Below are 15,263 nucleotides of genomic sequence, written 5' to 3'. Positions count from 1 at the left end.
CCCCGCCGCGCCCGGGCCGCACCCCGCGTCATCAAACGCAAGATGCCCAAGTGGCACGTCAAACGCTCCCACCACCGACCCTGGCCCCAGCCCCGAACGGCCACGACCTACGAGATTCTGCGAACCTAACTGAACGGTATTGGGGCTAGCCCTAGGGCCCACCCCAACGTCAGAAGGGGAACCATCAGTACCGACTACTGGCGTGCGGCTCAGCCCTACCGCTGGCCGCTTAGGAAGGCTACGTCCGAGCCGACCACCCAAACTCCCCCGGTAGTGGGCAGCAGGCGCAGCGGCTGGTCGCTGCTGCCAGCCGCGCCCACGTGCTTCAAGCGGCCGTTCGCTGCTGCCGTGTACACCGAGACACCGGTGCGGCCCGACTTGGACAGCCAGAGCTGCGAGCCCGCGAAAGCAAGCGAGGCGAGTTCGTCGTTGCCAAGGTCGAGGGTCGACCAATGCCGGCCCTGGTCTCTTGATGTGGGGATCTCGGATCCTTGTGGGATCTGTTCGCTGTTGAGTCGTGACAAGCCGAACGCGATGTTCGGTCCACTGATGGCAAGGTCGATGACGTTGGCCGGGCCGGGCCAGGTGTGCTCATGCAGCGCCTGTGGCCTACCCCAAACCAAGGTGGTTGCATCTTGCGTGCTGAAGGTCGCGGCCAGTGTTGTGTCATCCCCAGCGAGGCCGGTGATGCGCCCAGGACGCTCGAGCAGCCGCTCGAGTCGGGCGCCGTTGACGGACGCAACGCTGGAGTGGGCGTTATCTACGGTCATTCCGACAAGGAGTCGGTCGCCCCAAGTCCACAGAGCGACCACTTCGGCCGCACCGTCCCCGAGTGCGACATCGCGCGTGGTCCCAGTGACGGGGTCGACGGTGAGGACCCGGGAGCCGCTTGTGCCGTCGCCCGCCCACCACAGCCTGCCGTCGACGTATGCGATCGCGGCGGTGTCGTAGCCGGTGGGAACGGTCCACGCCTGTTCAGCCGTGCCTCTGCTGACGAGCCAGATCGTTGGCCCCGCGGCGACGAACAGGTTGCACTCGTCGACGGCAACAACCGCGACCACCGGTGTTGGCGTGCGAACGTGATTGCCGCCGGGTGGGCAAGGCGCCGACGTGAGTTGCCATAGGGCTCGTGGTGAGGGCGAGGTCGTTGAGCTGCTGGGGGGGACCCTCGGTGAGGTGGTGGGGGCCGACACGTGGCCATTGCCGCTGCTGGTGCACCCGGCCGTCGCGAAGAGCAGCGCAGCGCCAGCGTAGGCGGCCCTCTGGCGCCACCCGGAACTGGGGGTCACTTGACGGATCCGGTGCCTGGGTCGATGGTCCAGGTGGCTCCGCTAGCGTCCGAGACGACAACGCCAGTGGGATCGGCGGTGGTGATTGTCAGGCTGGATGCGCCTGGGATGTCGATCGTCGTGGCGGAGGCTAGGTCGCCGTCAGGGCCCGATCGGGCGAGCAAGAGGCGGCCTTGGCTTGCGTCGGGGCCATGCTGTCCTGCGTAGATGGCGACTTGCTGGCCACTACTCAAGTGTCCGACCCACAAGGTGGTGGGAGCGAAGTCGGCGCTGGATGCGGGCGCTTCGGGAGTGGTGAAGAGTCCTTCTTCCCATTGGGAGGACGGGGCTGCCGAGTCGGCGGCGTCCGGCCCCGCGGCGGCCTTCTTGGCGGCGACCTCCGCGGCCGCGGCATCAGGCGATGCCGCCTTGGCTTCCAGCGCCTGGTGAAGCTGAGCGTCTCGCGCCTCCATCGCGGCCTTCTCAGGCAGACCGGTGTCGGCGAACTGGTTGGTGCTTGACGGATCGTCCGCCCTTGCCGCGGTGATGGCCCCCGTGATCAGTAGCGTCGCGCACACCGACGTCACGAGCGTTCGCTTCATCAGAATCCCCTTCACTTCCAACGGATGTCGGTCGGCCCGTCGGGTGTGGTCGCCGTCCGGCTATCGGTGTTGACCGCTGTGTTCAGCTGGCTCCAGCCTGTCGAGGGCCCGTTGTTGGTGCCGGAGCAGGGGCCCGCTTGGTTGCAGGCTCCGGCCTGCGTCATGACGCCTTTGAACGTGAACTTGCTGCCGTGGTTGAGGTACGAGTAGAGGGAGAGGTACTTCCACTGCGAGGCTTGCGAACCCGACGTGGTGTAGATCTCCGGGAGCGGGTACGCGAGTCCGCTCCAGGAAACTCGCCAGATCGTCTCGGCCGGGAACACCGAATTGCACCCGCCAGCAGAAGGAACGGACGTCGTCGGACACCCGTCGGCCCCGCCGTAGTTGACGAAGAACACCTTGTTCGTCGCACCGTTGTAGCCATCGATCCACGCTCTCGCCGCGGAAGCTGAAACCCGGTGTGCAGTTGGAACCAACCCAGGACTCGAAGTCGTTGGCCCCGATCACAAACCCCTGAGACCATCCGTTGTTCTGCACGTTGTTCCAGCCCGCGTAGGCCTGCGCTGCCATCGCCGCGCCAGCCGAGGATGTGATCGTCCCAGTGCAGTTGTTCGTGCCCATCGCGACATAGACCGTCGAGGAGAGATCAGCCTCCGTACAGATCCAATACCCCTTCACGAACTGCTCCGCCATCCCGCGAGCCGATGCCAACGAGACGTCAGTGCCAGTGAACAAGCCCACCATCCAGGTCCCGCTGGATGACAAGTACAACTTGCCAAAGTCCAGGACCGCGACGTGCTTCTGTGTTCCGGACGTGTTCTTGTCCTGCGTCCCAAGTGCGCAGCCCTCGTTGTACGCCCACGAGGTGCTGTAGCTGGTGACGTAGTAGCTCTTGGCGTAAGGCGGTGCCGCCCATGCCGGGTCTGGGGTTGCCAGTGCACCCACGGCAAACACCATGAGCGCTGCGAGCCCGCTGGCCACCAGGACTCGGCTCCAAAATGCGACCTTTAGGATCTTCGCAGTGCGCACCATGGCTGCCCCTGTGTCCCTGTAGGTCCACATCCGTAGACCACCTGCTTCGCAGAATCCTCGCCAGGCGGCCCCCTGTCAAGAAGTCTCAGGGCCGGTCCGCCACGCCGTAAGCCCCTATGTCGTCAGGCGAACTCGGGGCAAGCCACGGGCAACGGATGCGTAGCTAGGCTCGCCGTCGGCGCGGACCGGGCGGGCCACAACCCCGCTTCAACGTCCTCGGGGTGCCGCTGAGATTCGCCGAGGACGGGCAAGTCCGCTGGCATAGGAGGCGTGGTGCTCGGCGTCGTGCGACCGTCAGTCGCCGTGGAGTGTGAGGCGTCGGGTCATGTTGAGGCGAACTTCGCCGTAGGGTTTGACGTGGCTCTAGAAGAGTGGGGTGAGGCCGCGGCGGTCAGTGTCGGTGAGCCGGTCGGCCCAGGCGCGGTCGGCGAGGACGTCTTGGACCATGAGGGTGTTGACGTAGACGAGGGCGGACTGCAGCACGCGTAGGCACAGCATCGACAGCTCCTGCTCGTCGCGGCGGTTGGAGGCGATGTCGCCGCCCTTGCCGTAGAAGATCACCGAGTTGCCGCCGTTCCAGGACTCGACGACGTTCAGGCCCTCGTTGATCTCCCGTTGCAGGTCCCGGTCGCGGAGGTAGCGGGCGGCGAACAGGGTCTTCTGGGCGCGGCCGGTCTCGATCATCGCCTGGTAGGTGGGGTGGATCGCGTTGGCCTTGGTGAACCGGCGCAGGATCGCCTCTGTCGACGCGGTGCCGGAACGGATCGCGGTCGCGTACCGGATCATCTGGTCGTACTGCTGGGCGATGAGGTCCCACCGGATCGGGCGCGTCAACGCCGGCGTGAGCCGCGGGTACGCGCCGGGGTCGCCGGCGGACGGGCGGTAGAGCTTGACGTGGTTGATCGGTTTGATCCGTGGGAGCAGGTCGAACCCGAGCAGGCGGGTGAGGCCGAACCCGATCTCGGACTGGCCGTGTGAGTCGGTGTAGTTGCCCTCGACCTCCATCGTGGTGCCGTGCCGCATCGCGCCCTCGATCATCGCGGCGACCTCGGACGCGGAGCATGCGATCAGCTGTGAGTGGACCGCCATCGACTTGCGCTCGACGTGCCAGTAGATGAGCACGCCCCGGCCGCCGAAGCGGGAGTGCCACTCGGTGAAGATGTTCTGGTCGAACGCGCCGAAGTGGGTCGAGTCCGACGCGACCGCGGACGAGCCGGCCCCCCACACGCTCGCGCGGCGGGCCGCGAAGGTGGCGTTCGCGATCTCGGTCGCGAGGGTCCGGGCGACCTCGACGCTCACGTAGCGGCGGCGCACGTAGCGCAGGTCGTCCTCGCTGTGACCGCGCCCTGAGACCGCGCGGATGCCGGTGTTCGTGCCGTACGCGTACATCACGAGCAGCAGCCGCTCCGCGAGGACCTCCCGCGAGAGGTCACCTCGGCCGCTGCTGGCGGTGACCCGCTCCAGGCAGCCGGTGCGCAACACCGCCTCCTTGAGCACGTCGATCAACGGGATGGTGCCCCACCGGGACGCGACCTCAGTCTTGAGTGCGCGCAGGTTCTTCGGCTCAGGTGCCGCGTCCAGGCTGGTCAGCTTGATCGGCCCCTGTTTGCCACGCTCAAGGACGTCGACCCAGGCGAGGTTCGGGAGTTGCTCGTCCAGAGCGGTGAGCTCGGTGTGCATCTGCTCGCGCAGCTCGTCGATGAACGCGCTCGGGTCGAGCGGCTTGCGCAGGGCGGCGTAGTGCTCACCGCGGCGGTGCTCGAAGTCCCGTGGCAGGTCCTCGTCCGGGTTGCGCCACCGGTCTGAGCCTTCGACCCAGATCTCCTTGCACCGCAGCTGTTCTCGCAACGTCTGGAACGTGCACACCTCATACACCGACCGGACCACCCGCCGGCGTCGCCGCTCATCCTGTCGGTAGACCAGGGTCTCCCAGTCCCCGCCCAAGCCGCGGTGCGAGGGCACGTGCTCCCCGAGCGGGTAGTACGTCGTCTTCGCGCCGGCGTGCCGGGCCACCAGATCGAGCGCGTCCAGGACCGGCCGGTGGCGGGTGTTGTTGCTCCGGAACGTCAGCACGTCGAGCAGCTCGATCAGCCCGCGGCGGTAGTGGCTCGAGTACGACGCCTTCAGCGACGTCTTGACCGTCCGGCGGTACACCGGCCCCTTCGTCTTGTACTCGTGCACGAGCTCGCGCAGTGTCGCCTCGCCACCGGTCACGGCCGGGTACACCACGCGCCGGACCGGGTCGTCCGGCGCGTCCAACGCCGCGGCCGCGATCGAGAACAGGATGTTCTCCTTGCCCGTCACCTTCTTGAACGCGTTGACCAGGTCCTGGGTGACCCGGCGGTCCGCGCGGGCGTGGATCTTGTACACCGTGGAGATCAACAGGTCGACCAGCGTGTCCGTCAGCTCCCGCTCCCGCACGCTCAGTAACGCGGCCAGCAGTGTCAGGCGCAGCTCCCTCGGGTGCGAACGCAGATGCGACGGCGCCTCCACCGCTGCCCGGTCCCGCCACCCCGCCAGCACCCTCGGCGCGACATCGCCGAAAAGCCCTGGTGGGAGCCCGAGCGCGCGGACCGCGCGCAGCTTACGGATCTCGGCCAGCATCGACTCCAGACTCACACTGCCCGGTGCCGCCTTCACCATGGCCAGCACCGACTCCTCACCGTCGGCGGACTCCCCGTCCTCCACGCCGGCGTCGTCATGCGCGACCAGGTCCTCCAGACGCTCGACCACATCTACTGGCAGCCGGTCGACGACGCGGCGCGTGAGCGCGCCCTCGGCCTGATGCAGCGCCGAACGCACGATCCGGTCGACGCGTCCCACCGCAGGTGGCTCAAGCCGCTCCGAGCGGCACCGCGCGAGCAGCTCCTCACGAACGACATCGCGCGACCGTTCCGCCTCACACACCTCGGCCGCCAGCCACGCGGTCAGCTTGTCGGCGTCCCCGACCGAGCACTCACGAAATCCCAGATGCTCACGAACCTGCGCCCGATGGCGCTCAGCCGTACGACCAGTCCAGTCGTATGAGGAGAGAGCCGAGGAGTCAACACGCAGCTGGGCAGCCACGAACACAACAGCCTCGTCGTCGAGCTCCGTACGATAGCGCGGGAAGCGGCCGTGCTGGATGTAGAACTTCAGCGAAACGGCGAGCCCCAGAAGCCCGGCACCGCCCTTGCCTGACAGCAGCCCGAGCTCATCTTCAAGCAACGTCCAGCTCTCCACCAGCTCGTTCAGCTCAAGAGGTCCACGCACGGACCGCCATACTTCCGCGACCCAAGTGACACGGCAATTCGCGAGCCCGACCGGATGTGGCGGCTGGTGACACGTTTCTTACCGACACCCCCTGCTGTCGGGGACGCGGAGGCTCACCTCATGCAGGGGTTCGTCAAACTTCCGCCGAGGCTTGGGCTGGAGGACCACTTCCTGGCTCGAGAGCCATTTGAGCTGGCCCGGGAACGAGTTCCTCGTCGCCAACGTCATGCGCCCGAGATCCATGGCGTTGGAAGCGGCGATGCGGCCGCCGGTGCGAGTCTCTGCCACCACCGTGAGCCTCATGCCAGTCAGGGAAATCGTCGCAACCAGTTTCGCGACGAGTCGCCCATCCCTCGATGACTTCTCCAGCAGGGGAACCGCAAACGAGGTAAAGCCGTGGGCTCCCCATCGCCGTCGGGCGGCTTCGAGCTCAGCGTCGACATGCCAACTCCTCGCTCTGGACAGTCGTATTGTGCCTTCGTGAATGAGGTTCAGCAGCTCCGCAACCTGTTCCTCAGGCTCCGCGAGGGCGATGCGGTTGAGGTCCGCTTCGATCCGGATCTCATCGGCGATCAGCCCGTCCCGCCCGTCGGGCTCGGTCGGATAGGTTTCTGGCTCCGCCAACTCCCCGACTTGGTAGACAGTGACATTGAGTAGTCGCGCCCCCTTTGTTTCGATCTTGCCGATTCCCGAGGTATACGCCTCGCTCGCCAAATACGCGGCTCCACTCAGTAGGCGCGCGGCGTTGGGCGTCGTGCGGACGAAGAGGCGAATGTCCGTGAGTTGAACCATCACCAGTCCACGGGGTTGCCGCGGGGGCGGTGTCCAAACCAACCCCGGTACCTCTGGATGAGGCGAGTCTCATGGACTCGGGCTGCTTGGGTGCCTTGAAACTCTCTACGAATCCGCGATTCGTATTTCTCGTAGCCCGCTTGGCGGTTCAGTCGCCGGACCTGCCGCTCCGCGCGAACGGACTTGCCATCACGAAGCCGCTTGAGGCCCATGAGCTGAGTGACGGCGAGGGGCCGGTGATGGTCCAGATCGTCCTGGCCGACATCACCGAGCAGCACCGTCGGCAGGAGGAGCAGCGGGAGTTCGCCGCCAGGCTGCTGGCGGTCCAGGAGGACGAGCGGGCCCGTCTCGCCCGGGAGCTGCATGACGAGCCACTCCAGCACCTGACGTACCTGGCCCGGACACTCGACGACCTCGGCGACCGAAGTCCTTCATCAGGACGGTTGTCCGGCCGGCTGGCCCATACCGCCGCAGTGGCGACCGACGCAGCGGGCTCCCTGCGCAAGATCATCCAAGGGCTGCGGCCCCCGGTCCTGGACGACTTCGGACTCGTCTCCGCACTGCGCCAGCTCACCGAGGAGACCCGGTCGCGGAGCACCACGACGGTGACGTTCGAGGTGTCCGGGCCACCGGCCCGAGTCGACCCGGACGTCGAGCTCGCCGCGTATCGCCTGGCCCAGGAAGCGTTGAGCAACGTCGTCCGACATGCCCATGCGGACCGGGCGACGGTCAGCCTGGCGTTCGCCCCCGCCCACGTGCGCCTGACGATCGAGGACGACGGAGTTGGCATCGGCCCCCTCAGCCAGACACCGGGACCGTCCGGCGGGCTTGGGCTCATCGGAATGCGCGAGCGCGTCGGTATGACCGGAGGCAGGCTCGACATCTCCTCCCGGGACCCCCACGGCACGCGAGTGCACATCGTCATGCCCCTCCGGGCCGCTCCAGGGGAGGACCGCGGAGCGCACCCCAGCCGACCCAGCCCCCGGCCACCTTGGGCTGGAAGCCAGCTCAGCGGCATACGGCCTAGTCGTCGATGATCACGAGGCCAGTGGCCGCGGGATCAACCGCGCGAGCCGCGGCGTCCGCGGGCAGCTCCGGGGGAGTGCCGCCCCACGCCGGACACAGCGAGCGGTGCTCGCACCAGTCACAGAGCCGGCTGGGGCTCGGCCGCCAGTCACCGAGCTGGGCCGCGCGCTCGATCGCCGCCCACAGCGCCTTGACCTTGCGCTCGACCGCGAGCAGGTCCCGCTCGTCCGGCACATAGCGCACGATCTCGCCGTTGCCGAGGTAGACCAGCTGCAGGAGCCGGGGCACCTGCCCGCGCAACCGCCACAGGACGAGCGCATAGAACTTCATCTGGAACAGCGCCTTGTGCTCGAAGCGCTCTGACGGCGAGCGCCCGGTCTTGTAGTCCACGACCCGCATCGCGCCGTCGGGCGCCACGTCGAGGCGGTCGACGTAGCCGCGCAGGACCAGTCCGTCGACCTCCGTCTCGACGTAGAGCTCCCGCTCGGCCGGCTCGAGCCGAGTCGGGTCCTCCAGCCCGAACCACGTCTCGAGCAGCGTCCCGGCGCCGGAGAACCACTCGTCGGTGCGGCCGTCGTGCTCGGCGAGGAGCGAGAGCATCTCCGGCTCCTCCGCCGCGATGCGCTCCCACTCCTGCGGCACCAGGCCGACCGCCGCCTCGAGGGTGCGCTCGGAGGTCGGCAGGTCGAACAGCCGTTCCAGGACGGCGTGGACCAAGGTGCCGCGCGCCGTCGCCGGCGTCGGTGGCGAGGGCAGCTTGTCGATGACCCGGAAGCGGTAGAGCAGCGGGCACGTCATGAAGTCGGAGGCTCGACTCGGCGACAAGGCGGAAACCATGAGCCCGACTGTAGGGCGAGGGTCCGACACCGTCCGCCGCACACGCCGCGCCCCCGGCGGCCGAGGACAGCGACCACGGCGGCCGCATAGGCTTCCGCCCATGACTGCACCTGCGCCGGACGAGGCCCGTCGCCACGGCTGGCGCATCGGCAGCCTTGCCGGGACCCCCGTCTACATCGCCCGCTCCTGGCCGGTGATCGCGCTGCTCATCATCGCGGTCTTCGGACCTGCGCTGGGCAGGCCCGACCGCGGTGCGACGTACGGCTACCTCGTCGCGGCCGGCTACGCCCTGCTGCTCCTGGTCTCCGTCCTCGTCCACGAGGCCGCCCACGCCCTGGCCGCCCGCGCGAGGGGCCACTCGGTCGGACGCATCGTCGCCGACGTCTGGGGCGGTCACACCGTCTACGACGCCACCCGCTCGTCGCCCGGCACCACGGCCCTGGTTGCGGTGGTCGGGCCGCTCTCCAACCTCGCGCTCGGAGTGCTGGCCTGGGTGGCCGAGGCAGGCGTGACCAACGAGACGGCCTCGACCCTGCTGCTCATCGTCGCGCGGGCCAACTTCCTCGTCGGGGTCTTCAACCTCCTGCCGGGCCTGCCCCTCGACGGCGGTCAGATCGTGAGCGCCCTCGTCTGGCGCCTCACCGGGCGCAAGGGTGCCGGTCTGGTGGCAGCGGGGTGGCTCGGACGGGCCATGGCGGTCGCCACGGTCCTCTGGCTCGTCGGCCGGCCGATCCTCCAGGGGGAGCAGGTGGCGCTGTTCGAGGTGGTCTGGCCGGTGGCCATCGCCTTCTTCCTGTGGCAGGGGGCCACGCAGGCGATCCGGGCGGGGGCGATCACCGATGCGACCGCGGGGCCTGTCGACGACGTTCTCGAGCCCGTCCTGCTGCTGTCCGCACGGGACTCCCTGGCGGACGTGCACCGGCGCGCCGCGACAAGGGACCTCGGCACCACCTGGCTGGTGGCCACCGACGAGGACGGCTGGCCCTTCGGTGTGTTCGACCCGGAGGCGGCGGCGCAGGTCCCGTCGGCCGTGGCTCCGCACACGCCACTCGCCGCGGTGGTGACGGCGCAGCCGAGCGAATGGGTGGTCCCTCTTCCGCACGATGCCGTGCTCACCGACCTGGTCCGTGCCATGAGCGAGCGCAACCTGCCGGTCGTGCTCGTTGTCGACGAGACGAGCCGCAGAGTGCGCGGCCTCGTCACGGCCGATCGGGTCAACGCCGTCGTGGGCGCCGCCCTCGCGAGACGCCGCCGAGGCTGAGTCGGGAAGCAAGGCGGCCGGTCGCTCGCGTCCTGTCCACATCCCTCTGGGCACCGGGCTGCTCGTCCACACGCGGGCGACGGGACGCGACGCCAAGGCGCTCGACCTCGCAGGCTGCTCCTGTGCCGACGCAGGTCGGTCGAGAAAGGGAGACAGCATGCCCAGAAGGATCGAGACGGCCGCCACCGTTGCCGCCAGCCCGCCGACGAGGGCCCCGAGCTCCACCCGCAACGAGGTGGCACTCTGCGGGCGGCTCAGCGCCGCGGCGGAGGAGCGTGTCCTCCCCAGCGGGGATGCCCTCGTCACGCTCCGGGTCATCGTGCCCAGGACCGAGACGAGGGGGCGGCGGGGCCCGGACGGCGAGAAACGCCAGGGGCAGGTCGACACCATCGACGTGGTGTGCTGGAGCGCCCGGACGCGGCGCACCGCCCTCCGGCTCGAGCCCGGCGTGACCATCGAGGTGGAGGGGTCGCTCCGGCGACGCTTCTTCGGCACGCCCGGAGGCCGCCAGAGCCGCTACGAGGTGGAGGCCCGCACCCTGCGACGCCTGCACGGGGACGGCCGCTCGGACACCTAGACTTGCCTCCCATGACCGACGCCGACGTGGCCGCCGACCCGCCCCTGCACACCACCGCCCACCATCGGCGAGGCGTGTTCGAGGTCGGCGAGAGAGTCCAGCTCACCGACCCCAAGGGCCGCCTGCACACCATCACCCTGGAGCCGGGCCGCGAGTTCCACACCCACCGGGGCTTCCTGCGCCACGACGAGCTCATCGGGGCGCCCGACGGTTCGGTCGTCACCAACACGGCCGGTGTCGAGTACCTCGCGCTCCGGCCCCTGCTGAGCGACTACGTCATGTCCATGCCCAGGGGGGCGGCGGTCGTCTACCCCAAGGACGCCGGCCAGATCGTCCAGATGGCCGACATCTTCCCGGGAGCGACCGTGGTCGAGGCGGGCGTCGGCTCTGGCGCCCTGTCGATGTCGCTCCTCCGGGCCGTCGGCGAGACGGGGCGGCTGCTCTCCTTCGAGCGTCGGGAGGACTTCGCCGAGATCGCTCGGGGCAACGGGCGGGCCTTCTTCGGGGGTGACCACCCCGCCTGGACCATCACGGTCGGTGACCTCGTCGAGGCCCTGCCCGCGACGGTTGAACCGGGCTCGGTGGACCGGGTCGTGCTCGACATGTTGGCCCCCTGGGAGTGCCTCGACGCCGTGGCCGACGCGCTGCTCCCCGGAGGAGTGCTGATCTGCTACGTCGCGACGACGACCCAGCTGAGCCGGGTGGCCGAGGGCATCCGGGCCCATGGTGGCTTCACCGAGCCCAACGCGTGGGAGTCGCTCGTCCGGGGCTGGCACCTCGAGGGGCTGGCGGTGCGTCCGCAGCACCGCATGCACGGACACACTGGCTTCCTGGTCACCACCCGCCGGTTGGCCCCCGGTGTCGTGCCCCCCGAGCGAAAGCGACGCCCGGCCAAGGGTGCCTACGGTCCCGCGGAGGGTATGGGAGAGTCGACGGGCCCTGACTCGGGGCCGGACGTCCTGGTCGATTCCGATCACCTCACCCCGGTGACCGGATCGCTCGCATCGATCGACATTCCCGCCAGCGCCTGGACGCCCGAGGCCCTGGGCGAGCGGGTCAAGAGTGACAAGACCATCCGCCGACTTCGCCGATCCGTGGCCGAAACGTCCGAGGATCTGTGACCCGTCGGGGTTAGGGTCGAAGTGTCACGACCCCTGATGGAGACGACCCAGGGGAGCACGTGACGGATGAGGAGGCCCGACATGACCGACGACAGCAGGAACGAGGAGGCCCGGGCCCACGGGCTCGGCGACCCCGGATCGGCTGCGGAGACGAGCCCGCGTCCCGAGCCGATCAGCCCCGTGAGCGGCGCTGCCGGCGCCCCATGGACAGCGGCCGGTCCCGGGCGTGCGGACCGTGAGCTCGAGGCGCTGCGGAGCGAGGTGCGAGCGCTGCGTGACGCTGCGCGGACCTCCCCCCAGCAGACCCGCGAGCTGGAGGCCCGCTTGAGCCACCTTCAGTCCTCGCTCCAGTCCCTCTCGACCCAGAACGAGCGGCTCGTGCGGACCCTGAAGGAGGCCCGCGAGCAGATCGTCACCCTGAAGAAGGAGGTCGACCGGCTGGCCCAGCCGCCGAGCACCTACGGTCTGATCCTCGACGCGCCCGATGAGGGCTCGGTCGACATCCTCACCGGCGGCCGCAAGATGCGGGTGGCCGTGAGCCCGTCCGTCGCCCCCGAGGACCTCACTCTGGGGCGTGAGGTCATGCTCAACGAGGCCCTCAACGTCGTGTCGGCCCACGGTTACGAGCGCGTCGGCGAGGTCGTCACGGTCAAGGACAAGCTGGGGGAGGACCGCGTCGTGGTCGTCACCCACGGCGACGAGGAGCGGGTCTGCCGGATCGCCACGCCGCTGCTCGCGGAGCGGATCCGCGTCGGCGACTCCCTGACGTTGGACCCCCGCTCCAACTTCGTCCACGAGCTCATCCCCAAGCTTGAGGTCGAGGAGCTGGTGCTGGAGGAAGTGCCCGATGTGGCCTACGAGGACATCGGCGGCCTGGCCGGCCAGATCGAGCAGATCCGTGATGCCGTCGAGCTGCCGTTCCTCCACCCGGAGCTGTTCAAGGAGCACGCCCTCAAGCCGCCCAAGGGAGTGCTGCTCTACGGCCCGCCCGGCTGCGGCAAGACGCTGATCGCCAAGGCCGTGGCGGCGTCGCTCGCGCGGCAGGTGGCCGAGCGGTCGGGCAAGGAGACCGAGAAGGGCTACTTCCTCAACATCAAGGGCCCGGAGCTGCTCAACAAGTACGTCGGGGAGACCGAGCGGCACATCCGCCTCATCTTCCAGCGCGCTCGCGAGAAGGCCTCCGAGGGCACTCCGGTCGTCGTGTTCTTCGACGAGATGGACTCGCTCTTCCGCACCCGTGGCTCGGGCGTGTCGAGCGACGTCGAGACGACGATCGTCCCGCAGCTGCTCGCCGAGATCGACGGCGTCGAGCGGCTCGAGAACGTCATCGTCATCGGCGCCTCGAACCGCGAGGACATGATCGACCCTGCCATTCTGCGACCCGGCCGGCTCGACGCGAAGATCAAGATCGAGCGGCCCGACGCCGAGAGCGCCCGCGACATCTTCAGCAAGTACCTCACCACCTCACTGCCGCTCCACGAGCACGACCTCTCCATCCACGGCGGTGACCGGCACGCGACGGTCGAGGCGATGATCACGGCCGCCGTCGAGCGGATGTACTCCGAGATGGAGGAGAACCGGTTCCTCGAGGTCACCTACCAGGGCGGCGACAAGGAGATCCTCTACTTCAAGGACTTCAACTCCGGCGCCATGATCCAGAACATCGTGGATCGGGCCAAGAAGCTCGCCATCAAGGACTTCCTGACGACCGGTCAGAAGGGGATCCGGGTCGAGCACATCCTCGCCAGCTGCGTCGACGAGTTCAAGGAGAACGAGGACCTGCCCAACACCACCAACCCTGACGACTGGGCTCGGATCAGCGGCAAGAAGGGCGAGCGCATCGTCTACATCCGCACCCTGATGAAGGGCAAGGAGGGCACGGAGCCCGGCCGGTCCATCGCAACGGCCAACACCGGTCAGTACCTCTGACGTGTCGGTGGCCTGCTCGGCACTCGAGCGGGCCACCGGACCGGGCCGCCATTCGCGGACCACCCGATCTGGCGGCCGTATGCCGCTGGGCTCGTTCTCAGCGGCGCGCTGAGCGAGCGGTCGCCAGGGTCAGCAGCGCGCGCCAGCCGATGAGCAGGGTGGCCAGGACTGCCGCCGCGACGGCGACGAAGGCCCAGGCCAGGCTGCCCAGCACGGCGACCCGCAGCGCCATGCCGATGAAGACCGTGGCGAACCACACCGTGATGCCGGGCCCCACCTCGAGTGGCCAGGAGCCGCGAAGGGCCCGGACGAGGAGCCAGCCGACCGCAGTGCCGACGAGGAACGGGCTCGCGGTGGCGAACACGCCCGAAGCCGTGATGCCCTCGTCGTGAGAGGCGCGCCCGATCGCGGCGAAGACGAGGACGAGGAGGGCGTCGACGACGAAGGCCACACCCGGATTGCGCCAGAAGGGCGGTCGCTCGGCCACCGCGCCCTCAGGCCAGCGTCTCGAAGGGCAGGCGGGCCTGCGGGGGTGCGTAGGTCGGGTCGACCCCCTCGAAGAGCGACGACACGGACCGCCCGTGGTGGATCCGGTCGATCGCCTCGGCGAAGAGCGCCGCCACCGAGCGGACGCGCAGCTCGGGCCAGCCGACCGGCGGTGGGACGGTGTCGGTTGTGACCACCTCGGTGACGAACGGGTGCCCTCGGAGCCGTTCGACGGCTTTGCCGGCGAAGAGGCCATGGGTGCAGACAACGGTGGCGTCGGTCGCCCCAGCGTCACGGAGGCGGTCCATCAGCTCGAGCATGGAGCCACCGGTGGCGATCTCGTCGTCGAGGATGATCGCGCGACGACCGGCGACGTCGCCGACGATCGAGTCGATCACGACCTCGTCGTCGGAGATCCGGCGCTTGGAACCCGCCGCGACGGGCAGGCCGAGGAGCCGGGCGAACTGGCTGGCGACCTTGGCGTTGCCCAGGTCGGGACTGACCACGACGCGGTCCGAGAGGTCGGAGCCGCGGAAGTGGTCGGCCAGCACGCCGATCGCCGTCAGGTGGTCGACCGGCATCGAGAAGAAGCCGTGCACCTGCGGGGCGTGGAGAGCCATCGTCAACACGCGGTCGGCACCCGCCGTCCCGATCATGTCGGCGACGAGACGCCCCCCGAGGGAGATCCGGGAGGCGTCCTTCTTGTCCGAGCGAGCGTAGGCATAGTGCGGCATGACCGCGGTGATCTGGGCCGCGGAGGCCCCGCGGGCCGCGTCGATCATGAGGAGAAGCTCCATCAGGTGCTCCTGGGTCGGAGGCACCAGGGGCTGGACGAGGTAGACGTCCCTGAGCCGGCAGTTCTCGAGGAGCTGCGCCTGGAGGCAGTCGTTGCTGAAGCGCTTGATGTCGACCGGGGAACGGGTGACGCCCAGATGGGCACAGATCCGGTCGGCGAGGGCGGGATGGGCGGAGCCGCTGAAGACGACCACATCTTTCACTGGCTGGTCCCCTCTCGAGGTTCGCGTGTGTGTCGACGATAGTCGACCTGCTGGCGTGGCGGCCGGATGCTGTGGTTATGGT

Annotated in this window: 14 protein-coding genes; 5 read left to right on the top strand and 9 right to left on the bottom strand. The window is 68.9% G+C overall.

The window, feature by feature from the left end:
- Positions 1-215: 215 nt before the first annotated feature.
- The 6 genes from OO014_RS09380 to OO014_RS19365 all read right to left on the bottom strand — a co-directional run bounded on the left by OO014_RS09380 (position 216) and on the right by OO014_RS19365 (position 7,158).
- The gene (locus OO014_RS09380) at positions 216-1,061 is read right to left on the bottom strand and encodes a hypothetical protein (RefSeq protein WP_272462042.1); all 846 of its coding nucleotides are present in this window, start codon (positions 1,059-1,061) and stop codon (positions 216-218) included.
- A gap of 224 nt (positions 1,062-1,285) precedes the next feature.
- Complete coding sequence (locus OO014_RS09375) at positions 1,286-1,870, bottom strand: hypothetical protein (protein ID WP_272462041.1); 585 nt, start codon at positions 1,868-1,870, stop codon at positions 1,286-1,288.
- Positions 1,871-1,881: 11 nt separating this feature from the next.
- The gene (locus OO014_RS09370; protein ID WP_272462040.1) at positions 1,882-2,268 is read right to left on the bottom strand and encodes a hypothetical protein; all 387 of its coding nucleotides are present in this window, start codon (positions 2,266-2,268) and stop codon (positions 1,882-1,884) included.
- A 997-nt stretch (positions 2,269-3,265) separates the two neighbouring features.
- The gene (locus tag OO014_RS09365) at positions 3,266-6,154 is read right to left on the bottom strand and encodes a Tn3 family transposase (protein WP_272462039.1); all 2,889 of its coding nucleotides are present in this window, start codon (positions 6,152-6,154) and stop codon (positions 3,266-3,268) included.
- A gap of 78 nt (positions 6,155-6,232) precedes the next feature.
- Positions 6,233-6,946: a hypothetical protein gene (locus tag OO014_RS09360; RefSeq protein WP_272462038.1), complete on the bottom strand. Its 714-nt coding sequence runs from the start codon at positions 6,944-6,946 to the stop codon at positions 6,233-6,235.
- Positions 6,946-7,158 carry a hypothetical protein gene (locus OO014_RS19365; RefSeq protein ID WP_420485493.1) on the bottom strand — a complete coding sequence of 71 codons (213 nt, stop codon included), beginning with the start codon at positions 7,156-7,158 and terminating at the stop codon, positions 6,946-6,948. Before OO014_RS19365 ends, OO014_RS09360 begins: the two co-directional genes overlap by 1 nt.
- On the opposite strand from OO014_RS19365, the gene OO014_RS09355 reads away from it, so the two are divergent.
- A complete protein-coding gene (locus OO014_RS09355; RefSeq protein ID WP_272462037.1) occupies positions 7,087-7,983 on the top strand; it encodes a sensor histidine kinase in 897 nt (298 codons plus the stop codon). The two genes, OO014_RS19365 and OO014_RS09355, sit on opposite strands and share 72 nt — an antisense overlap.
- On the opposite strand, the gene OO014_RS09350 is transcribed toward OO014_RS09355, so the two are convergent.
- Positions 7,970-8,809 (bottom strand): RecB family exonuclease, encoded by an 840-nt coding sequence (locus OO014_RS09350; protein ID WP_272462036.1) that lies wholly within the window; start codon positions 8,807-8,809, stop codon positions 7,970-7,972. The genes OO014_RS09355 and OO014_RS09350 overlap by 14 nt on opposite strands.
- A 100-nt stretch (positions 8,810-8,909) precedes the next feature.
- On the opposite strand from OO014_RS09350, the gene OO014_RS09345 reads away from it, so the two are divergent.
- The 4 genes from OO014_RS09345 to arc all read left to right on the top strand — a co-directional run bounded on the left by OO014_RS09345 (position 8,910) and on the right by arc (position 13,697).
- Complete coding sequence (locus OO014_RS09345) at positions 8,910-10,070, top strand: site-2 protease family protein (RefSeq protein ID WP_272462035.1); 1,161 nt, start codon at positions 8,910-8,912, stop codon at positions 10,068-10,070.
- A 157-nt stretch (positions 10,071-10,227) separates the two neighbouring features.
- Positions 10,228-10,647: a single-stranded DNA-binding protein gene (locus OO014_RS09340; protein WP_272462034.1), complete on the top strand. Its 420-nt coding sequence runs from the start codon at positions 10,228-10,230 to the stop codon at positions 10,645-10,647.
- 11 nt (positions 10,648-10,658) lie between these two features.
- A complete protein-coding gene (locus OO014_RS09335; protein ID WP_272462033.1) occupies positions 10,659-11,768 on the top strand; it encodes a tRNA (adenine-N1)-methyltransferase in 1,110 nt (369 codons plus the stop codon).
- A gap of 81 nt (positions 11,769-11,849) precedes the next feature.
- Complete coding sequence (gene arc / locus OO014_RS09330) at positions 11,850-13,697, top strand: proteasome ATPase (protein WP_272462032.1); 1,848 nt, start codon at positions 11,850-11,852, stop codon at positions 13,695-13,697.
- 97 nt (positions 13,698-13,794) lie between these two features.
- Here arc and OO014_RS09325 read toward each other — a convergent pair whose 3' ends face one another.
- A complete protein-coding gene (locus OO014_RS09325) occupies positions 13,795-14,184 on the bottom strand; it encodes a DUF3054 domain-containing protein (protein WP_272462031.1) in 390 nt (129 codons plus the stop codon).
- 7 nt (positions 14,185-14,191) lie between these two features.
- Entirely contained in the window at positions 14,192-15,181 is a 990-nt protein-coding gene (locus OO014_RS09320) for a ribose-phosphate diphosphokinase (RefSeq protein WP_272462030.1), read from the bottom strand.
- Positions 15,182-15,263 lie beyond the last annotated feature (82 nt).

The sequence above is a fragment of the Intrasporangium calvum genome, assembly GCF_028446585.1.
GTDB lineage: Bacteria > Actinomycetota > Actinomycetes > Actinomycetales > Dermatophilaceae > Intrasporangium > Intrasporangium calvum_A.
This window is presented reverse-complemented; position numbering and strand designations above follow the sequence as displayed.